20 protein-coding genes and 1 pseudogene are annotated in these 18766 nt (G+C 60.9%); 15 read left to right on the top strand and 6 right to left on the bottom strand.

Going from position 1 to position 18766, the window contains the following annotated elements; all coding sequences use genetic code 11:
- From cas10 to NW846_RS05540, 12 genes and pseudogenes are all read left to right on the top strand, one after another.
- Window positions 1–1939 (top strand): type III-B CRISPR-associated protein Cas10/Cmr2 (gene cas10 / locus NW846_RS05485; protein WP_414515516.1); only part of this gene is annotated, 1939 nt, incomplete at its 5' end.
- A complete protein-coding gene (locus NW846_RS05490) occupies window positions 1939–2661 on the top strand; it encodes an RAMP superfamily CRISPR-associated protein (RefSeq protein ID WP_011432243.1) in 723 nt (240 codons plus the stop codon). The genes cas10 and NW846_RS05490, both read left to right, overlap by 1 nt.
- Window positions 2661–3893 carry a CRISPR-associated RAMP protein Csx10 gene (gene csx10, locus NW846_RS05495; RefSeq protein WP_414515518.1) on the top strand — a complete coding sequence of 411 codons (1233 nt, stop codon included), beginning with the start codon at window positions 2661–2663 and terminating at the stop codon, window positions 3891–3893. Before NW846_RS05490 ends, csx10 begins: the two co-directional genes overlap by 1 nt.
- The gene (locus NW846_RS05500; protein ID WP_414515520.1) at window positions 3890–4330 is read left to right on the top strand and encodes a hypothetical protein; all 441 of its coding nucleotides are present in this window, start codon (window positions 3890–3892) and stop codon (window positions 4328–4330) included. The genes csx10 and NW846_RS05500 overlap by 4 nt, the downstream gene beginning before the upstream one ends.
- A gap of 3 nt (window positions 4331–4333) precedes the next feature.
- A complete protein-coding gene (locus NW846_RS05505) occupies window positions 4334–4981 on the top strand; it encodes a hypothetical protein (protein ID WP_414329367.1) in 648 nt (215 codons plus the stop codon).
- A 19-nt stretch (window positions 4982–5000) separates the two neighbouring features.
- Window positions 5001–5852, top strand: coding sequence for a CRISPR-associated RAMP protein Csx7 (csx7, locus tag NW846_RS05510; RefSeq protein ID WP_414515522.1), 852 nt, complete (start codon window positions 5001–5003; stop codon window positions 5850–5852).
- A 166-nt stretch (window positions 5853–6018) separates the two neighbouring features.
- Window positions 6019–6993 (top strand): RAMP superfamily CRISPR-associated protein, encoded by a 975-nt coding sequence (locus NW846_RS05515; RefSeq protein ID WP_414356026.1) that lies wholly within the window; start codon window positions 6019–6021, stop codon window positions 6991–6993.
- On the top strand, window positions 6990–7442 hold the full coding sequence (locus tag NW846_RS05520; protein ID WP_011432237.1) for a hypothetical protein: 453 nt from the start codon (window positions 6990–6992) through the stop codon (window positions 7440–7442). The genes NW846_RS05515 and NW846_RS05520 overlap by 4 nt, the downstream gene beginning before the upstream one ends.
- A gap of 95 nt (window positions 7443–7537) precedes the next feature.
- The gene (locus NW846_RS05525) at window positions 7538–8524 is read left to right on the top strand and encodes an RAMP superfamily CRISPR-associated protein (protein ID WP_414515525.1); all 987 of its coding nucleotides are present in this window, start codon (window positions 7538–7540) and stop codon (window positions 8522–8524) included.
- Between the two features lie 10 nt (window positions 8525–8534).
- Window positions 8535–9248, top strand: a complete 714-nt coding sequence (locus tag NW846_RS05530; RefSeq protein WP_414515527.1) for a hypothetical protein — start codon at window positions 8535–8537, stop codon at window positions 9246–9248.
- 172 nt (window positions 9249–9420) lie between these two features.
- Window positions 9421–9786: pseudogene (locus NW846_RS05535) on the top strand (putative CRISPR-associated protein); the annotation flags it as partial.
- A gap of 22 nt (window positions 9787–9808) precedes the next feature.
- Window positions 9809–10213, top strand: coding sequence for a hypothetical protein (locus NW846_RS05540; RefSeq protein WP_414515546.1), 405 nt, complete (start codon window positions 9809–9811; stop codon window positions 10211–10213).
- Here NW846_RS05540 and NW846_RS05545 read toward each other — a convergent pair.
- The 4 genes from NW846_RS05545 to NW846_RS05560 all read right to left on the bottom strand — a co-directional run bounded on the left by NW846_RS05545 (window position 10210) and on the right by NW846_RS05560 (window position 13886).
- Window positions 10210–11688: a hypothetical protein gene (locus NW846_RS05545; RefSeq protein ID WP_099812328.1), complete on the bottom strand. Its 1479-nt coding sequence runs from the start codon at window positions 11686–11688 to the stop codon at window positions 10210–10212. The genes NW846_RS05540 and NW846_RS05545 overlap by 4 nt on opposite strands.
- A gap of 93 nt (window positions 11689–11781) precedes the next feature.
- Window positions 11782–12477, bottom strand: a complete 696-nt coding sequence (locus NW846_RS05550; RefSeq protein WP_099884159.1) for an alpha/beta hydrolase — start codon at window positions 12475–12477, stop codon at window positions 11782–11784.
- Window positions 12478–12508: 31 nt separating this feature from the next.
- The gene (gene hemF / locus NW846_RS05555; protein WP_099813229.1) at window positions 12509–13522 is read right to left on the bottom strand and encodes an oxygen-dependent coproporphyrinogen oxidase; all 1014 of its coding nucleotides are present in this window, start codon (window positions 13520–13522) and stop codon (window positions 12509–12511) included.
- A gap of 121 nt (window positions 13523–13643) precedes the next feature.
- Entirely contained in the window at window positions 13644–13886 is a 243-nt protein-coding gene (locus tag NW846_RS05560) for a Ycf34 family protein (RefSeq protein ID WP_011429756.1), read from the bottom strand.
- A 214-nt stretch (window positions 13887–14100) separates the two neighbouring features.
- Between NW846_RS05560 and NW846_RS05565 the strand changes: the two genes are divergently transcribed.
- The 3 genes from NW846_RS05565 (at window position 14101) to NW846_RS05575 (ending at window position 17366) form a co-directional block, all read left to right on the top strand.
- Entirely contained in the window at window positions 14101–14394 is a 294-nt protein-coding gene (locus NW846_RS05565) for a hypothetical protein (RefSeq protein WP_011429755.1), read from the top strand.
- Between the two features lie 445 nt (window positions 14395–14839).
- Entirely contained in the window at window positions 14840–16090 is a 1251-nt protein-coding gene (locus NW846_RS05570) for an MDR family MFS transporter (protein ID WP_011429752.1), read from the top strand.
- A 61-nt stretch (window positions 16091–16151) separates the two neighbouring features.
- Window positions 16152–17366 (top strand): NAD(P)/FAD-dependent oxidoreductase, encoded by a 1215-nt coding sequence (locus NW846_RS05575; protein ID WP_414347780.1) that lies wholly within the window; start codon window positions 16152–16154, stop codon window positions 17364–17366.
- Here the strand turns inward: NW846_RS05575 and proC are convergent.
- Window positions 17352–18155, bottom strand: coding sequence for a pyrroline-5-carboxylate reductase (gene proC / locus NW846_RS05580; RefSeq protein WP_011429750.1), 804 nt, complete (start codon window positions 18153–18155; stop codon window positions 17352–17354). The two genes, NW846_RS05575 and proC, sit on opposite strands and share 15 nt — an antisense overlap.
- Before the next feature lie 5 nt (window positions 18156–18160).
- Window positions 18161–18730, bottom strand: a complete 570-nt coding sequence (locus tag NW846_RS05585) for a cell division protein SepF (RefSeq protein ID WP_011429749.1) — start codon at window positions 18728–18730, stop codon at window positions 18161–18163.
- Window positions 18731–18766 lie beyond the last annotated feature (36 nt).

Consider the following 18766-nt stretch of genomic DNA (forward strand, 5'->3'; position numbering starts at 1 on the left):
CATTAACCTGGTGGATCTGCCCGCCTTTTTCGGGGATCCCGAGCAAACCTACCTGGGATGGGAAGGTTTGGGGAAAGAGTCTCAAGCAGAGCTGAGGGCCTATGTGGCCGAGCAGATCCGGCCTTGGCTGCAGCAGCACTACCCGGCTTTGGCGCAAGCCCTGATCCCGGAGCTCATCATCTACTCCACCGGGGGCAATCTCCTGGCCTTTTGCCCGGCGGCCCATGTGGACGATCTCTGTGAGGCCATCGAGCGGCGCTACACCGAAGAAACCCTCACCGCTAACGCCTGCGCCGTGGGATCCGCCTTTCGGCTGCTGGAACTGCGCTACGGCCTGTTGCGGGATCCCATCGAACGCACCCCCTGGCTGGATTGGCTGGCGCAACACAAAACCCATCCCCTGGTGAGAGCCTATTTTGGGGATGGCAGCGAAGCCAGATTTCAAGACCGCAAAAGTTTCAACGAGTTGGTGGGTTACCTGGCCGCCCGCTTCACCCACCGCCGCAACGGCAATCCGGATCCCGGTCGCCCCAGCCGCGCCCATCCCGCCTTTTTTGAAACCCATCCCTACCTGCGCCGCGACAGCACCGACCGTCGCCCTGCCATCGCCAAAGCCGACCTGGTCGATCAGCCCTGGCTCTCGGAAGCCACCGCTCGCAAAGCCCTGGTGGGTCGCCAGGCCAAGCGCATTGAAACAGGCAAGCAAGGGTGGTTCCGCAAGTTCCCCACCTGGGATCCCGGCTTTGTGGAAAGCTGGGTAACGCGATTTGCCCGCTTCCTCGACTCTCCCGCCGGCGAGCCCTACCGGGAGCGCTATTTGCAGCCCTGCGCGGGATCCGGCCAGGGGATCGGCGAGGCGCAATCGCTGCGGGAAGTGGCCAACGCCAGCCAGGGCTTTGTGGCCTACCTCTACGCCGACGGCAACAACATGGGCGGCTACGTGCAGCAGATCCAAACCCCAGAGGCCTACCGGCAATTTAGCCGCGACGTTTCCGAGGCCACGGAACAAGCCGTTTACCGCGCCCTTGCCCAGCACCTGCAGGCGCACCGGCTGCGGGGCCTGCCGCCGGATCCGGAAAGCGGCAGAGACCGCAACGGCGAGTGGATCCACCCCTTCGAGATCCTGACCATCGGCGGGGACGATGTGCTGATGGTGGTGCCAGCCCACAAGGCCCTGGACATTGCCGCCACCTTTTGTGAGCAGTTCGAGCAGATCCTGCTGGCCAAATCGGCCACCTACGCCGCCCGCTCCCTCGGCCAGGTGCCGCACCGCTACCCGGCCGACAGCCCAGACCAGCTCTGTCGGCTCTCCACCTCGGCAGGCGTGCTGTTTGCCTCGGAAGACACCCCCATCTACTATGCCGAAAGGCTGACCGAACAACTGTTGAAATCTGCCAAAAGCCGCGCCAAAAAGCTGAAGCCCCGCGATCAAGACTTTTCGGTGGCCACCATCGACTTTCTCTCTTTGAAATCGGTGACTTTGATCGCCTCCAGCATCCAGGATTTTCGCCAGCAGGCCCTGGAGAATCGCCAGAACGGCCACCTCCTCAAGCTCTACGCCGGCCCCTACACCGTCCCGGAGATCCGTGGGCTGCTGAGAACGGTGCAAGCTTTGCAGGCGGCGGATTTTCCCCGCTCCCAGCTCTACCAAATCCGCGGCTTTTTGGAAAAAGGCAAGCGCACCGCCACCCTCAACTACCTCTACTTCCGCACCCGGCTGGGCCAAAAAGGGCAGCCGCTGATCGAGGCCTTTGAACGCACCTGGTGCAAGGCCAAAACCAACGACGGCCACCTTCCCCCCTGGATGTATGTTGAGCCACAGGTATCCTCGTCAACGCCAACCTATGAAACCATCTGGCGGGATCTGGTGGATTTGTACGCCTTTGTGCAAAAACAGCCCCAGGCCGAGGGTCGGCCCGTTCTGGCGGAGGTGGAGTGATGGTGAGACTGGCAGAGCTGCCCCAAGCGGGGCGAACGATCACCTCTATCCCTTTGAGGGCCACCCTCGCCTCTGCCCTGGCGGTGGGAGCCGGCGGCTCCAGCGGCTCCCTGGCGGATAAGCCCCTGCTCAAAGATGCCTTTGGCAGGCTGATCATTCCCGGCTCCCAACTGAAGGGGCGGCTGCGCCACGAGTGCGAGAAACTGGCCCGTGGCCTGGGCTGGGCCATTTGCCGCTCTCCCGACCCAGAGCGCATGTGTCCGCAGCGGGAGGGCAGCGCAGGAAATTTCCACCGCCCCGAATACCAGGTGGAGGGCTACGCCGGATCCCATTGTCTGGTCTGCCAGATATTCGGCAATCCGGCCCTGCCTGCCCGCCTGTGGGTGGAGGATCTCGTCTGCGAGGTGCCGCCAGCAGCTCTGGAACCAACCCTTCGCCCTGGGGTCACCCTCAACCGCCGCCGCCGCACCGCCGAGGATCAGCGGCTCTACCTCATTGAGACCTCTCCCGCGGCTGAGCTGACTTTTTCCGGATCCCTGCAGCTTTTGCCCGATTGCCCTTCCTGGGGCAAAACTCTCCTGTTGGCGGCCCTGCACCACCTGATCGCGCTGGGGGGCAGCAAATCCGCAGGTTTGGGCTGGCTGCACTGGGATCCTGGATCCCTGCAGGCTCTCCAGCCCACCGCAGCCGATTGGGCTTTCTTGGCCCAGGGAGGGAGCTGATGGAAGCCATTCAACTCACCCTAACGGCTCAGTCTCCCTTGGCCATCGGTCGGCAAAAGCCGGGCGGCTCCATCAGCGAGGCCCAGGATTACATTCCCGGCAGCGTGATTCGCGGTGCTCTGGCCGACCTCATGCTCAGCCAAACCCAACATCGCCCTGCCGAGGCGCTGGAAGGAGATTTGGCCGCCCTGTTTACGGCAGCTCGGCCTGCTGTGTTTACCCACGCCTATCCGGGATCCGGCAGCAAGGTCTTGCCGGCCACGGCCTTCAGCTCGAAAAACAATCCCGGCTTCCGCTCAGAGGCGGGCAAAACGGGGGTGTTCGACACGCTCCTGGATCGCTTCTGCTCACAGCGGCTGGGGATCCCGTTCGATCCCACAGAGCCGGACGGCTCCGGGGGAAGAGTGGAGCCCTTAGGGGGGTTCTACAGCCAGCAGGAGTCTGACCTGGGGCCCCGCTACGAACGAGCTGCTGTGTCCAAACGCCTGCTCACGCGGGTGGGGATCAACCGTCGCCGCGCCACTGCTGCCGACCAAATCCTCTACAGCCTAGAGGTGATGAACGAGGGCAAAGCCCGCCCCAATGGGCATCTGGAGCGCTCCCTTTTCAGCGGCTACATCTACCTGCGGGATCCCGAGCTGGCCGAGACCCTCACCCGCTACCTCAACGCCCACGCCCACCTGCTGCGCTTGGGAGGAGGGGTGTCGCGGGGATTGGGCCGGGTCAACGTCACGGCTCGGCGTCTGGCTGCTCCCCGGCCTTCCCTGGCCCAGCGGGTGGAAGCCTTCAACCAAAAGCTGCGGCAGCGCTGGCAACAATGGCAGGTGTTCGGGGATCCCTGGCAGCCCCTTCCGCCGGAGCGACAGTATTTCTCCATTGGGCTGCAGTCGGGGGCCATTCTCAAAGAGCGCTGGCAACGCACCACCGTGCTCACCCCCCAGATGCTCCAGGAAGAGGCCAACTGCGAAGATGGATCCCTGGCTTTGGAGCTGGCCTTCAGCAGCTACGCCTATGTCTCCGGCTGGAACGCTGCCTGGGGTCTGTTCAAAGATGTAGAATTGGTAACCACGCAGGGCAGCGTCTTTCTGCTGAGCACCACGCAACTGGAGCGTTGGATCCCGATTTTGGCGGAGATGGAATACTGGGGGATTGGCGAACGCACTGCTGAAGGATTCGGCCAAATCGAAGTTTGCAGTCCGTTCCATCATCATTTCTGGGAGAACCCGCTATGACCTTCGCCACCAGCGAGATCACATCGGAACAAGAGCTCAAGATCCAACGGCAAATCCGGCTGGCCGAAGATGATCTGGTCGCCAGAATTCAAGCCGCCTTGGATAACTTCAGAGGTCTCAACAGATTGGAAGAGGCCCAATATCGCAACCTATTGCACGTGGCAGCTTCCACCGAAAGCTCAGAGGTGATCAAGAACTTTTTGCGCTACCAGGTGGGGCGCGATGACAAGTGGGGGCGGGGCAAAGACTCTTTGGCAGAAGCCATCATCAAAGACATCGACAACTGGATTCATCAAAGGGCTATAGCCATCGCCAGGGAAGCCGGAATTGAAAGAGCATCCCCCAAAGTCAACGAGATCAAAGTTGACTTGATTCGGCGCTACCTGGGCTATGGGGCCCGCTACCTCAAGTACAAGCGAGAGGGAGGAGGATCCTAGACCGTGACCTACAGCAGTTTTACCCTTGAGAGAGCCATTTCGACCTTTCAGCTCAGGTCAAGAATCATCCATGGCCTGTTTGCAGAGGTTCCACCGACTGAGTGCTCCGATTACTTGAAAATAACCCTAGATCGCTATCTCGGCTTGGCCACCTCGGTCAACAGCGAAAAAGCCCGCTCCGAGTTTATCATCGCCCCTGTGCTGGGAGAGGTGAAGTACCTATGTCGGGATCAAATCTCGCTGTTTTCCGGCAAGGAATTCAACGTGGATCCCGAGAGGGGGTTGGTGGGCCTATGCGACTACATCATTTGCCTATCCCCTCTCCAACTCTACATTCAAGATCCGGTGGTGATTATCGTTGAGGCCAAAAAAGAAGACTTGATCGGGGGTCTGGGCCAGTGCGTTGCCGGTATGGTGGGGGCACAGGTCTTTAACAAGAACTCCAATTCTCAAGTAGACAGTGTCTATGGAGCAGTAACCTCAGGAACCAACTGGCGATTTGCAAAACTCGAGGGTGACCAACTCTTTATCGATGACAGGGAGTACTTTATCTCAGAAATTGCTCAGATCCTAGGGATCCTCTTGAGTTTTATTAAGGGCTCCGTCTCGCTTCGGGAATGGCAAACCTCTGCAGTACAAGCCTTAACTTGAGCAGCCATTTGAGGGAACAATGTTCGACGTTTTCAAAAACCGCTTGGAAATCACCGGCACCCTCACCACCGTGACCGCTCTGCACATCGGGGTGGGCCGCTCCACCGAACCCATCGGCTCGGATTTGCCGTTTCTCAAGGATGCGCTGGGCCGTCCGCTCATTCCCGGCTCCAGTTTGAAGGGGGCGATGCGCTCTCGCCTGGAAAGTTTCTTGCGGGGCATCAACCCAGAGCTGGCCAGGGATCCCGGCGAATTGACCAGCAGCGAGCAATTTCAGATCATCAACCAAATTAAAAATGACTACAAAGGGGACGATGCGGCTCTGACTCAAAAGCTCATTGAGGCCACCGACTGGGTCTCGCAGGTGTTTGGATCCCCTTGGTTGGCCGGCAAGGTGCAGATCCGAGATTTGCCCGTGGTGCCGGAAGCCTGGTTTGGCCAGTACCAAGAGCGGGATGGCGTGGCCATCGATCGGGATACGGAAACGGCGGCAGATGGCAAGCTGTACGACTTGCAAGTGGTGCCTGCCAGCACCCCCTTCCGGTTTCATGCCGTCGTCGAAAATGCCGAGGAATGGGAACTGGGCCTCTTGGCCATTGGCCTGCACCAATTGGAAACGGAACAGATCCCCCTGGGAGGGGGGCGCTCCCGTGGCTTGGGGGTTGTCCGCCTGCAGATCTCGGCAATCTATTGGTTCGACTCGGAAGGGGATCCAAGACGGCTGCTGGCCTACCTTCAAGAGCTGGTGGCCGGATCCCGACAGCCGCTCAGCCCGGAGCAGGCTGCCGCTTTGCGCCAAGACTGGGTGGAAGCCCTGGTTGCCAAATTAACAACCGCCTCTCAACGGCAATCGGTCGGCCCCCGCCGCTAGCCCTATTTCATGTCAGGAGGGATCCCGATGGTCTTCATGGACTCTACAACGGTTGGCGATACGGTCAGCGTTTTCCACCCCTATCGGTTGACAAACTGGACAGACTGCTTGCCGCCCCAAGCCCCTCAACCAAAAGCTCCTGTTCTGGTGTGAAGGATCCCAGGCTATGCACAAACGCTACGTTAACCATTGCACCCTCTGCCTCACCCTCAAGCCCGATGGCCCTGTTCTCATCAAGGCGGGCAAAGAAGGGGCTGACCCGACGAAGCCGGATATGGAGTTCGTCGAAACCTATCACGGCGGCGGGCGAACGGTCTATTTTCCCGGCAGCTCCCTCAAAGGGGCAATTCGCGCCCATGCGGAGCGCATCGTCCGAACGGTGGGCAGCGACAGACGTCCTGAGGGGGGAGGCTTCAAACTCTGGGCCAGCGATCCCCTCGACCAAAAGGCCAATCAATGGCTGGAAAAAATTGAAGAGCCCCACCAGGTTTACGCCCTTTCTTCCTTCACGGATCAGATGTTCGGCAACACAGCCATCGCCAGCCGGGTCCGCATCGAAGATGCCTATCCCAAGCCGGGAACCCCTCTGCGCCTGGAGGAACGTAATGGGGTGGCCATCGACCGCGTCTTCGGCTCAGTGGCGGTGGGGCCGTTCAGCTATCAAGTGTGCGTAGAGGGATCCTTTCAAACCAAGATCCACCTGAAAAACTTTACCCTGGCCCAACTGGGTCTGCTGGGACTGGCGTTGCGGGATCTGGATGAAGGCTGGTTTGGCATCGGCTTTGCCAAGTCCCGCGGCATGGGCACCGTTCGGGTTGAGTACGAGTGGGCGGTGGTGGACTATCCGGGCTGCCTGGTGGATGAGGCAAACAAGCAGATTCGACTGCTGGGATCCCCCCTGACCTGGCCACAGGGATCCCTGTTGGGGGCGGGCGAATTTTTAACCCCCGAAGAGGCAGGCAAATACGGCTTCCCCAAACCCGATTGCCAAGCGGTGCCGGTGGGAGCGGAGCCAATGCCCTTGGGATTTGGGGCGCGGCTGACCTGGGATCAGACGTCTGAGGCCAAGGTGGAACATCTGCTCGCCACCGCCGTAAACAGTTGGGCCAAACTCCTGCAAGCGGAGGCCAAAGCCGTATGAAACCAGCCTACGTCGCCTCCCTCAAGATTCAAGATGGGGCAGAGTCCTCGCTTTCCCAAGTGCTCTCGGCTTGTTTTTCCACTTCTGAAAAAACTTACTCCTTTCTGCGCTGGCCCCATCGAGTCAGCGGCATTCAGGTGGGGATTCCGGCGGATCCCGTCTGTCCAGAGGGGCAAGTTTTCTCCCAACAAGGGGAACTGCGCTGGAAAAGCACCCCCCACGGCTGGGATCTGCTGTATCTGGGGATCCAAGCTCCCCCGGACTCCTTTATCCCTCTGCCGGGAGAGTGGCGGTGGGAGGATCACGCAGCCGACCTGTACGGATCCCAAAATCGAGAAACCCGCTTTCCCAAGCCCCTCAGCCATCCCCAAGATCTCAAGGTGGGCCAGCGCTACTTCCGAGATGAGCGAACTGCCCGCGTTCACTTTATTGCCCTGATTCCGAGGTGACCATGACCCCCCAAGGCCCTCGCCCATTGCCCAACCAGGCTGCCTCTGCAAGATCGTCTGCCGGCAACAGCAGTCCAGGTGGAGGCAAACCAACCGTGTTTCCCAAACCCTACGAGCTGATCCCGTTTCCCACCCAGCGCCCCACGCTGGAGCGGCCCGCCGGCCACGCCCAGTTCCATCCCGATAGGTTGCACGGCACCCTCTTCCTCACCCTAACGGTGCAGACTGCCGTCCACATCTCCACCGGCCACTTGGCCTTGGGCAGCGATGTCGGGGTGAAAGGGATCCCGGTGCTCAAAACCATGACCACCACTCCCAACGGAAGGCTTAAAATCCAGGGCAGCTCCCTCAAGGGGGCCATCCGGGCCATGTACGAGGCGATCACCAACAGCACCCTTGCGGTGATGACGAGCCGGTACAAAAATCAGATCCCCCCGGAGCGGCACCCCTGCCGCAACAAGGAGCAGCTTTGTCCGGCCAGCCGCGTTTTCGGTGCCCTGAACTGGCAGGGATTGGTGGAGTTCAGGGATGCCATTGCCACCAGTGCCGGATCCGGCGGTGGATCCCTGCCCCCCCTGTACCGTCCACGCCCGGATCAGTGCAAAGCTTATTTTCAGAAGGAAAACGGCAGAGTCATCGGGCGCAAGTTCTACTACACCCACAAAAACGCGTTGCAGGACAGTTCAAGGGGAACGCCCACCCAGCACGCGATACAAAACACAGTTTTCAAAACCCAAATCCACTTCAAAAACCTCACCCCTGCCGAGCTGGGCACCTTGCTCACGGTTTTGGGGCAGGATCCCAACCATCCCATGCTGCTGAAGGTGGGGGGCGGTAAGCCCGTGGGCCTGGGATCCCTGCAGGTCACCCTCGACAAGATCGAGCGGCCCGGCAACCTAAAAGATCGCTACAGCCGCTACGATCCCCCAGAAGCCGATACCCTGGAAGGAAAACGCCTCCAAGCCTTTGTGCAAGAGCAAATTCGAGCTGCCCAGGGCTACATCTTGCCCGAACAACTCAAGCGATTGGCCGCCATCCTGAGTCCCACTGCTCTGCGCGAGCCGCCCACCGGAGTGTACTGAGGGTTCCCCCATGCTGTCAGACACTGTCGATCTCAGCCCCCAATCTTGGGATCTCGCCCACGGCATCGCCCTGACCTTGGCCAAGGAAAGGGTGGATGTCAACGAGTTGAGCAAATGCGTCGCCTATCTGCGCTCGGTTGCCCATCACCCTGACGCGGGATCCCGCTTTTTCCGATTCACCGGCGAGCTGGTGCGGGAAAATGGCCTATGCCGTACCCAACAAACCAGAAGGTACCATCAGCTCATTGACGAAACCTGCAAAAGGTACTTGCAACCTCTGCAAGACAGGCCGGCGGAGATGCTGCAGATCCTGGGCTGGGCAGCCCGGCTGGCCCGCTACTACAAGGATGGAGGGATCCCCATTGGCGAGATTCCACCACCTCAGGGATCCCGACCCAACGACAACTCCGGTCGCAAGGACTCCGTTCCCCAAGGGGCGGGAAACAAATCCCAGGACGACAGACAACAACAAAACCATCAACACCAACAAGACCAGGCCCAGCATCAGGCCCGCAAAGCCCGCTTCCAGACCGGGCAAAAGCTGAAGGCCACCATCACCAACATCAAGGGCAACGAAGTCACCTTCCAGATTCTGGACACAGACACCAAGCTCACCCAGAAGGAGCCCAAACGGGCGGGATCCCTCTCGGTGGGGCAAGAGGTGCAGGTGGAAGTTCTGGATCTAAAGGAAGATGGCAGAATCCGCAAGGCCAAGCTGCTCTGAGCACAAAGCGGAACAGAGCCCTCGAAAAGTTTGAGTTAACCGGCCATCCATGCAGACCATCATCATGACGGTGGGCACTTCCTTGCTCACCAATCCCGACAAGAACCTAGAGCCGCAGCGCCCCTGGCTGGGACAAAAAACCATTGGGGATCCCCAGCGTGCTCTGGCCTGGATGAAAGAAGCAGACCTGGAATTGATCAGCGCCGATCGCGCCAGCGGGACGGAGTCCTTAACCAACACCTACTTGCGGCTGGATCCCACCTCGAATGATGCCTTGATTTTGCTGCACTCAGAAACCCCCGACGGATTGGAGTGTGCCCAGATTTTGAAGCTCTTTTTTGAGCAAGAGCTGGGTCAGCAGCAGGTCTCTTTGGTTCCCCTTCCCGGCATCAACTACGAGCTAGAGGGATCCTCACTGGAGCGGATGGCCGAGCTGTTGAAACAGTTGGCAGAGAGCGCCAGGGGGATCGTCACCTTTGCCGCTACCGGCGGGTTTAAAGCCCAAGCCATGATCATGGCCGTGGTGGGCAGCCAATTGGGGGTCCCGGTTTGCTACATCCATGAGCAATACAAATCCCTGGTCTACTTGCCCTACCTACAGCCGCAAGTTCAGCCCCGGATCCCCAGATCTCCCCGATTCAGGCCGAGATCGCTCCCAGATCATCCAAATCCGAAGCGATGCCAGCCATCACCGACCCCGCAGTTGGGCCAAAGTGGAAAGACTCCTGCGAGACATTCCCTGGGTGGATCTGGTTCGATACGATCCACACGCCTACGCTGCCCCCAAAAACAGCGTCAAAGCCTCAAACCGCAAAACCGAAGATGGCCGCCACATTCTGTGGATCCACCTCCACGAGAGCCAGGACACCCATCTTGCGGTTCGGGTGGAGACCACCGGCTATACCCCCGACCACCTGGAGCAGGCTGCCGCCGAGTTGCGGGAGCGCCTTGGCCGTCTCCTTTAGCTTTTGCTCAACTGCTGGGCCACGAGTTGTACGATGGCCTGGGCCGCACCCGGACTGCCCCCTAGACGTTGCAATTCCCTCTGCATCTGCTGACGCCGCTCGGGATTAACCAACAGGGCTCGCATCTGTTCGGCCACCTGGGCTGGGCGCAAATGGCTTCGCAGCTCCGGCACCACCTCGTGTCCGGCCCAGATGTTTGGCCAAGCCAGGTGGCCCAACCACTGCAGGGCAATTCTGTTGATGAGGCGGGCTAGCCAGGTGCCCAGGCCAGGCAAGCGGGCCAACAGGCCAGGGATCCCGTCCCAGGCGCGCATAGCTTCTAGCTTGTTGGTGGGGATCGCCACCACCATCGGCACCCCTAAGTAGGCCAGCTCGGCGGTGTTGGCCCCAACTGTGGTTAGGCAGAGGTCGCAGTTGGCCAGCACCGAATAGGCAGGGAAACGGGTCCACAGCTGTACCGCGGTGCCAAAGGGGGTGACGAAGTGGGATCCAAGATTGGTTTGCTCCAGGGTGGCGGAGGTGCCGTAGATGATGGCCATATCGGGGTTAAGCCGGGGATGGGCATAGGCCGCCAGGGATTGTGGGGTCTGTCCAGGAGCCACCGGGATCACAAAGCGGACGTTGGGCAACAGCTGGCGCAATTCATCGGCCACCGCCAGCACCAGCGGCACCCCCAAGGAGAGCTTGGCCGGCTTGGAGCCGGGGAGCAGCCCCACCTGGTAGTGGGTGCGGATGCTATCGCCAAGACGTTGCCAGCCGCGCGGCAGCAAGGCTTCGTCGGCAGAGGTGGGTTCCACCTTTTCCGGTGCCGTTCGCAGCGATCCCAGCTCCTCGATGGGATCGGGGAGGGGCTGGAGGAGGGTGGAAAAGCCTGCCGTCGATTTGGGAGCAGCGCTAGGAGTCGGCGGGGGAAGGGAGCGGCTGCTGAGCCAGCCGGGAAGAGGTATCCCCGGCAAGTAGACAGCACTGGCCACGCCATCGGCCATCAGATCCCCGACCACGTGCATCTTGGCAGCCCAGCGGTGGCCCAGGAGGCGTCCCCCGTCGTAGCGACGTTTGATCTCCTCCGTCCGCACCGCAAAAACGTCTACCCAGGGTCGCCAGCGGGGCCGATGCTCGGCATACACCACCACGCGGTAGCCGAGACGACGGGCAATCCAGACAGCAAAAAACTGATCCCCCCCCAGAAACAGCACCACCCCCCGTTTGGCCCAGTCCCAAGCTTCTTCGGTTTGGCCAGTGAGCAAAAAAGCTAGAAAAAAATCGGGATCCTGAACCCGATCGACCTGGATAAATTCCTCCGCTATCTTCATCTCTTGCCCAGAAGCGTGCGGACAAGGAGAGAGGACCAGGGAAAGACGGGCCTGGGGCAGTTGCTGGCGCAACTCGAGGACAACTGGCCGCACCCAGGTGAGCAGCTCGCCGGGGCCGTTGGAGAGGATGAGAATGTCGTAGGGAGGCTGGCCGCCGTTCACTGAGACCCTTAGGGAGAGGGGGCAAGAACTTTGCCGCTATTGTATTTGCCTTCGGGCGCCAGGAGGCAACAGCTCCCAGCCCTTGCTCAGGGTTCAACTCCGAGGAGGGTCGCAGTTTTGGTCCAACTGACTTTGCAACCACCCTTGGATATCCCGCAAACTTTCTGGGGAAACCTCGTGGCCCATTGCGTACTCGCGATAAGTAAAGCTCAGGGGCAGCAAAGCAAAGTAGTCGCGGATCTGGCGGCCGAAAGCCACAGGCAAAACGGTATCGGCGGTGCCGTGAACCACCAGGATCTTCAGATGCTGCATCCGGGCTGGCTCTACCGCCTCGGCCAGGATCTCTGGCGAAAGACGACCGCTTATTGCCACCACGCCGGCTAGCTTCTCAGGCTGGGTTAGAGCCAGATATAAGCTCATGATTGCCCCTTGGCTAAACCCCAGCAAATAGACCTGGGCCGGATCCAAGGAAATGTCGGCCATTCCCTGGGACAAAGCCTGATCCAGAAAGCAGCTTAAAAGCTCCCGGCTGCGGCGGGCTTGCTCGGGATCCCCCACCAGCCCTTCCGGCGTCCAGGCCATTTCAAACCAGGCAAAGCCACCTGCCCCCCAGGGAAGCGGCGCCCTTAGGCTAATCACCGCCAAGCGGGGATCCAAGTAAGGGGCCAACTGGAGGAGATCCCCCTCATGACTGCCGATCCCGTGCAGCATCACCAACACCGGCGCCTTGCCGGGCCCGGCGTGGCGGGGGGGTTGAAAGCGGTAGGCAAGGGGCAGCGGGGAAGACACTGCAATCCTCAGAAATCGAGACCAATGCCGCCTAGACCCAATCCCGAGGCTGGCGCAGCACTTCGTAGAGCTTAGCTTCCCAGCTATCGGGCGGTGGCTCGTAGCCGTATTCCCAGCGCACCAAGGGCGGCAGCGACATCAGGATCGACTCGGTACGGCCTTGGGTCTGGAGACCAAAGACCGTGCCCCGGTCGTAGACTAGGTTGAACTCCACATAGCGGCCGCGCCGGTAGAGCTGGAACTGGCGTTCCCGCTCCCCCCATTCCATCCCCTGCCGCCGCTCTACAATCGGCACATAGGCGGGCAAGAACGCCTCGGCACAGGCTTGCACCAGCTCAAAGAGGTGTTCCCAACTGCGGGATCCCACCCGCACCTGGAGGGGCGGCGGCTCAGCGGCGAGCTGCTCGGGATCCGCTTCTGCCTCGCCCTCAGGACGGTAGAGCAGCCCAGGCCGGTCGTCTTGATAGTCAAAGAAAATGCCGCCCACGCCGCGGGCCTCGCCCCGATGGGGCAAGAAGAAGTAGCGGTCGCACCAGATCTTGAAAGCCGGGTAGTAGGCCGGATCCAGCCGGTCGCAGGCCGCCTTGGCAGTGCGGTGAAAATGGGCCGCATCCTCCTCAAACAGGTAGTAGGGGGTGAGATCCATGCCGCCGCCAAACCACCAAACCGGCCCCGCCTCAAAATAGCGGTAGTTGAGGTGAACCGTCGGCACGTAGGGGTTGCGGGGGTGCAACACCATCGAGGTGCCGGTGGCGTAGAAAGGATGCCCTGCTGCCTCTGGGCGCTGTTTGCAAATCGAAGGGGGCAGCTGGGATCCAAACACCTCGGAAAAATTGACCCCTCCTTGCTCGAACACGCCTCCCTGCTGGATAACCCGCGAGCGTCCACCCCCTCCTCCGGGACGCTCCCAACTGTCTTCCCGAAACTTGGCTTTGCCGTCCAGTGCTTCTAGGCGAGCGCAGATCTCGTCCTGGAGGTGCCGCATAAACTGGCTTACTCGTTGACGGGCATCTGTTGGCGGCGCTGTCGGGCTTGCGGTCAGCATCATCGTCTTTCCATCTCTTGAAACGGACAGAACAACCTCCCTCTGCTAAGGGCAGACCCAAGGCTCAAGCCCCGCAGGCGCGGAGAACCCTTTTTCGGCGATCTAGGCCACTCCTAGGATTTTAAGTGGGAACGACCTCCTGGGGGCGAAGCCGAGCCCACTTGTTCCGCTCCTCGCGAAAGCTCTGGCAGGCCACCACATCCCACTCCATCTCGGTGCCGCCGTTGCGGATGTTGACGTTGATCTGGGGTCCTTGCGGCTCAAAATCTGGCGTCAGGGTGAGGTGGGGCTGCTGGTGCTGCGCTTCCACAGCGTGATAGGTGGTGCAACGATCCACATAGTAGCAGTGAATACAAATGCACATGGCTGCTGCCTACCCGAAAGAGTCTGTGACCTCGACGATAGCATTCTCAGAGGCGGGGGATCCGGCTTGCTCAACCGACTCCTGAGGCATTTCTTAGGAAAGAGAGACATCTCCCCTTCTCTCGTCTAAAATCTCAAGATACTCATCCACCCATGAGGCTAAGGTTTGGTTCCTAGTCAGGATCGAGTCAACCAGGCTATCCCGAGAAATTGCCATGAACACCCACACCCGCTACCGCTTTACCTGCACCCTCTCCTTTGGGGATATCTACGGCCAGATCATCGTTTGGCTAATCGTGATTTTTGCCGGCCTGGGTGCCGCCCTCTCTTTGATGAATAGCCCCCTCTACGCCTTTCTCACCATCGCGCTGATCTTGGTCATCTCCCTGCCTTTTCTGCTCTTTGCCTTCGTGACGACGCTGCTCAACCACATCGAGTTTGTGGCTGTTCCACCGGAAGAAGAGGAAGAGCGCGCTGCGGCAGCCGAGTCGCCGGTGACCGTCAGCTAGCAGCCATCTGAACCTGGCGGCCCCGGGTATCCGTGGGGGCGCGGGACAGGGGCACTTTCTCCTTAATACTTGTTTAAGCTTTGTCAAATTTTGTCTATAATCGGGGCTAGCAGCCCTGCTGGCTGGCCCCTTTGCCTTTGCGCTTCCTAGCTCAAGGAAACAGCCGGGGTTGGCTCAAGGAAGGGCTGCAGGAAAGCGTAGGAAAAGGTGTGTGCAAGGGTGATGAAGGCAATGGAAAATAGCTTGGCCCAGCTCGACTACCGAGTGTACCGGCTGGCGCGGCTGTTGAGCGAATACCTCAACTTGGGGAGTTAATTGCAGTTTCCGCCGGATCTTTGGAGGGTGAGCCGCTGGCTCCCCCTCAGTTTTCCGCCCGCTGAAGTGGATCTGGCGTCAGCGACCGGGATCCCGTAAGCTAGCTAACCTATCTCCCGTTGCATCCCCTATGCGGATCCCGTCCTGGTGGCCAAAGCTAAGTTTTCAGGTTTGGCTAATCTTTATCGGTCGGCTGCTCTCCCAAACCGGAACCGGCTTTACCCTGTTCTACGCCAGCCTCTTTTTCGTCAATCAGGTGGGGCTGACAGCTACCCAGGTGGGTTTGGGCCTGGGCTTGATGGCCTTTACTGGCGTATTTGGCCGCATCCTCGGAGGTTCGATGGCAGACGGAGCTTGGGGCCGCCGCTCCACCTTGATCCTCTCGCTGGCCATTTCCGCGCTGGGATCCTTCGGCTTTGCCCTTTCCCGTGGCTTCTGGAGCTTTGCCTTGGCCAACCTGGTGGCGGGGTTTGGGCAGGGCCTCTATTGGCCGCCGGCGGAAGCAATAGTAGCGGATCTAACCCCGCGCGAGCAGCGCAACGAAGCCTATGCCCTAAACCGCCTGGGGGATAACTTGGGCCTGAGCCTCGGCGTGGCCATGGCCAGCGCCCTGGTGGCTCTGACGAAGAACTACCGCCTCTTGTTTATTATCGACGGCCTCACGTACTTGATTTTTTTAGCCCTGCTCTGGCTTTGCATTCGGGAAACTCGGGTAGCTCCGTCGGCGGCAGAGTTCGCAGGCTGGAAAGCCGCCCTGAGGGATCGCCCCCTATTGGTGTTTGCCGCGGCCAACATTTTCTTCACCACCTACATTGCCCAACTCAGCAGCAGCTTGCCCCTTTACTTGCGCAAGGGGGCTGGGATGCCTGAGGTACAGATTGGCACGTTGTTTGCTCTGCACGGCGCCCTCGTTGCCCTGCTGCAGATGCCGGCAGCTCGTTGGCTCAATCGCTGGACGCGTGTCCGCGCCCTCCGGGGATCCGCACTGATGTGGGGGCTGGGATTTGGTTTGGTTTGGCTCAGCGGCCTGGCGGCCCAGTTGGGAGCGATGCCGGCTATAGGGATGGCGGCCTTGGCCTTGGCAGTGCTCTCGTTGGCCTTGGTGAGCTACAATCCCTCCGCTTCGGCGCTGGTGGCAGATTTGGCCCCGGATCATCTGCGGGGGGTGTATCTGTCGGTCAACTCCCTCTGTTGGGCAGCAGGCTTTGCCCTTGGGCCGCTAATTGGGGGAGTGGCTCTGGATCTGCCGCCAGCGTGGGCAGGCGGGCTGTGGTTGTTTTGGGTGGCCAGCGTTAGTCTTGTCTGGGGGATCCTTAACGTTTTGGATGGCCTTCTGCCCCTTCGCGCCAAGGAGGCTGCTCCCCTGGCCAGCAAGCTCTAGGAGGAGATGGGCAGCTTGTTAAGCTAATGTTACCTTCAGCTTTCTGAACATGCGTCTGAACATGCGTCGTATTTGCATCCTTGGGGGCGGCTTTGGCGGGCTGTACACAGCCCTGGAGCTTATCTGCCGACCTTGGCCGGAGCCGCCCGAGATTACCCTGGTGGATCGTCAGGAGCGCTTTGTCTTTGCTCCTTTGCTCTACGAGCTGCTCACTGGTGAGATGGAAGAGTGGGAGGTGGCCCCCCGTTTTCAGGATCTGCTGCCGGAGGGGGTAGAGTTTCGCCGCGGCGCGGTGCAGTCGGTTGACCTCCAAGACCACCGCGTCTTTTTAGCAGAAGGGCAGACCTTGGAGTACGACGCCTTGGTGCTGGCCCTGGGAGGGGAAACTCCCCTGCAGGGCGTGCCAGGAGCAACAGAGTTGGCCTTTCCCTTCCGCACCCTGGCCGATGCCCAGCGGCTGCGGGCCCACTTGCAGGCCCTAGAAGCGCGGGATCCGGCTCAGGCGATCCACCTGGCTATTGTGGGGGCGGGGGCCAGCGGCGTAGAGCTAGCCTGCAAATTGGCTGACCGGCTGGGATCGCGCGGCCAGATCCGGCTTATTGAGGTGGGATCCCAGATTTTGTCGGGGTTTGCCCCCTCCAGCCGGGAGGCGGCCCAGGCGGCGCTGGCCCAACGGCGGGTGCAGGTGGAGTTGCAAACCAAGGTCTTGGGCATCGAGGCCCTGGGCGAGAACGGCGCCCCTCCCTTCCGCCTGCAACTGCAGCGGCTGGCGGCCCAAGAGATGGCCACGGATCTTGTGGATGGCGTGCTGTGGACCGTCGGAACCCGACCGGCAGCGGTGATTGCCAACTTGGATCTGCCCAAAACTGAGCGGGGACGGCTGCAGGTTTTGCCCACCCTGCAAACTCCCACCTTCCCAGAGATCTTCGCGTTGGGAGATGCGGCGGCGGTGCTGGATGCCAGTGGCCAGCCGGTGCCCGCCACTGCCCAAGCGGCTTTTCAGCAGGCCGGCTATTGTGCTTGGAACCTGTGGGCTCTGCTCACGCAGGAGCGGCCCCTGCTGCCGTTCCGTTACTTCTCTCTGGGGGAGATGCTGAGCTTGGGAGTGGATGCGGCGGTAGTCTCCACCCTCGCTGGCCTCACCCTAAGCGGCCCCTTGGGCTATTTGGCCCGACGAGCTGCCTACCTGGTGCGCCTCCCTACCCTGGAGCACCAGCTCAAGGTGGGATGGAACTGGATCGCCCGCCCGCTGTGGCAGGCGCTAGGATCCCTGTAGCTGACGGGAGCGCTCGTAGGCTGCCTGCACCGCCCGCATCAAGGCCCCCCGCACCCCCGCCTGTTCTAGGGCTTGGATCCCGGCAATGGTCGTTCCCCCTGGGCTGGTAACCTGATCCTTGAGGAGGGCGGGGTGAAGGTTCTCTTGCTGCATAAGGGCGGCAGTGCCCGCCAAGGTCTGCACCGCCAACTGAGTGGCGATGGAGCGCGGCAACCCCACCCCTACCCCGCCGTCGATCAGCGCCTCCAGGATCACCGCCAAATACCCTGGCCCCGACCCCGAAAGGGCCGTCACCGCGTCCATCTGGCTCTCCGGCACCGTCACCACCTGGCCCACGGCGCGAAATAGCTTCTCCACCTGCTCTACCTGGGCGGGCGTCACCCCCGGCCCGTAGCTGATGGCCGTTATGCCCGCCCCCACCAGCGCCGGCGTGTTGGGCATGGTGCGCACCACCTTTTGCTGGGGAAAAGCCTGCTGCAACTGCTGCAATGGGATCCCGGCCATAATCGAGATCACCAACTGCGTGGCGGACGGCTGGCCCATCTCTGCCACCACCTGCGGGAAAACCTGGGGCTTGACGGCCAAAAATAAAATCTCAGACTCTCCTGCTTGGGCAAGATCCGCCAACAGCCGAATGCCCAGCTCCTGCTGTAGGGTATTGGCCTTGTCCGGGTCGGGCTCCCGCAAAGCCACCTGAGCTGCAGGATAAACTCCCGCGGCCACCCAACGCCGCAGCAGGGCGGATCCCATGGCTCCACCCCCGATTACACTCAGCAGCGGTCGCTCCATGCCGGCTAGTGCTGCCCCACCGCCTGCAAATGTTCATAGCCGCTGGGCCAGAGAGGGGTGGGGCTTTGCAGAGGGCGCTGCAGCGGCGGCATCCCTTGGCTGCTTGGAGTAGAGACCGTCACCGTGCTGGGGGTGAACAAAAAAATGTTTTCGCCAATGCGCTCTTGGTGGCCATCGATGGCGTAGGTGCCGCCGGCAACAAAATCCACAGATCGCTGCGCCTCGGCGGGATCCATCAGGGTCAAGTTCATGATCACCGTCTTGCGCTCCCGCAGGTACTGGATGACTTGTGCCATCTCGTCAAAGCTGCGCGGCTCCAGCACCACCACTTCGCTAGTGGGTGGGTTGACGCCCGGTAATCCAATCACGTTGCTCCCCATACTGCCCCCCCCTAGGCGATCCCGATGTTGACTGCGCCGATGGCCCCGCGCCTCTTCTCGACCGACAGACCCTTCCCCAGCTTCCACTCCCCGCTGTCGGCGTCCGCGTGGAAGGGCACTGGCTTCCTGCTCTTCGGGAGCCGGTTGAGAACGGCGTCCCTCGTAGAGCAGTTGGTAATCCTCCTGCCCTTCCATCTCAGGGTACTCCTCCAGGCTGTCCACGGGATCATT

It is taken from the genome of Synechococcus sp. W60.3 (assembly GCF_047502615.1).
In the GTDB taxonomy this organism is placed as follows: domain Bacteria; phylum Cyanobacteriota; class Cyanobacteriia; order Thermostichales; family Thermostichaceae; genus Thermostichus.

What these genes read in the sequence shown, in the direction of transcription:
- NW846_RS05490 (WP_011432243.1), top strand. Translation starts at nt 1,939, where the DNA reads ATGGTGAGACTGGCAGAGCTGCCCCAAGCGGGGCGAACGATCACCTCT.
- csx10 (WP_414515518.1), top strand. Translation starts at nt 2,661, where the DNA reads ATGGAAGCCATTCAACTCACCCTAACGGCTCAGTCTCCCTTGGCCATC.
- NW846_RS05500 (WP_414515520.1), top strand. Translation starts at nt 3,890, where the DNA reads ATGACCTTCGCCACCAGCGAGATCACATCGGAACAAGAGCTCAAGATC.
- csx7 (WP_414515522.1), top strand. Translation starts at nt 5,001, where the DNA reads ATGTTCGACGTTTTCAAAAACCGCTTGGAAATCACCGGCACCCTCACC.
- NW846_RS05515 (WP_414356026.1), top strand. Translation starts at nt 6,019, where the DNA reads ATGCACAAACGCTACGTTAACCATTGCACCCTCTGCCTCACCCTCAAG.
- NW846_RS05520 (WP_011432237.1), top strand. Translation starts at nt 6,990, where the DNA reads ATGAAACCAGCCTACGTCGCCTCCCTCAAGATTCAAGATGGGGCAGAG.
- NW846_RS05530 (WP_414515527.1), top strand. Translation starts at nt 8,535, where the DNA reads ATGCTGTCAGACACTGTCGATCTCAGCCCCCAATCTTGGGATCTCGCC.
- NW846_RS05540 (WP_414515546.1), top strand. Translation starts at nt 9,809, where the DNA reads ATGAGCAATACAAATCCCTGGTCTACTTGCCCTACCTACAGCCGCAAG.
- hemF (WP_099813229.1), bottom strand. Translation starts at nt 13,522, where the DNA reads ATGCTGACCGCAAGCCCGACAGCGCCGCCAACAGATGCCCGTCAACGA.
- NW846_RS05560 (WP_011429756.1), bottom strand. Translation starts at nt 13,886, where the DNA reads ATGTGCATTTGTATTCACTGCTACTATGTGGATCGTTGCACCACCTAT.
- NW846_RS05565 (WP_011429755.1), top strand. Translation starts at nt 14,101, where the DNA reads ATGAACACCCACACCCGCTACCGCTTTACCTGCACCCTCTCCTTTGGG.
- NW846_RS05570 (WP_011429752.1), top strand. Translation starts at nt 14,840, where the DNA reads ATGCGGATCCCGTCCTGGTGGCCAAAGCTAAGTTTTCAGGTTTGGCTA.
- NW846_RS05575 (WP_414347780.1), top strand. Translation starts at nt 16,152, where the DNA reads ATGCGTCGTATTTGCATCCTTGGGGGCGGCTTTGGCGGGCTGTACACA.
- proC (WP_011429750.1), bottom strand. Translation starts at nt 18,155, where the DNA reads ATGGAGCGACCGCTGCTGAGTGTAATCGGGGGTGGAGCCATGGGATCC.
- NW846_RS05585 (WP_011429749.1), bottom strand. Translation starts at nt 18,730, where the DNA reads ATGGAAGGGCAGGAGGATTACCAACTGCTCTACGAGGGACGCCGTTCT.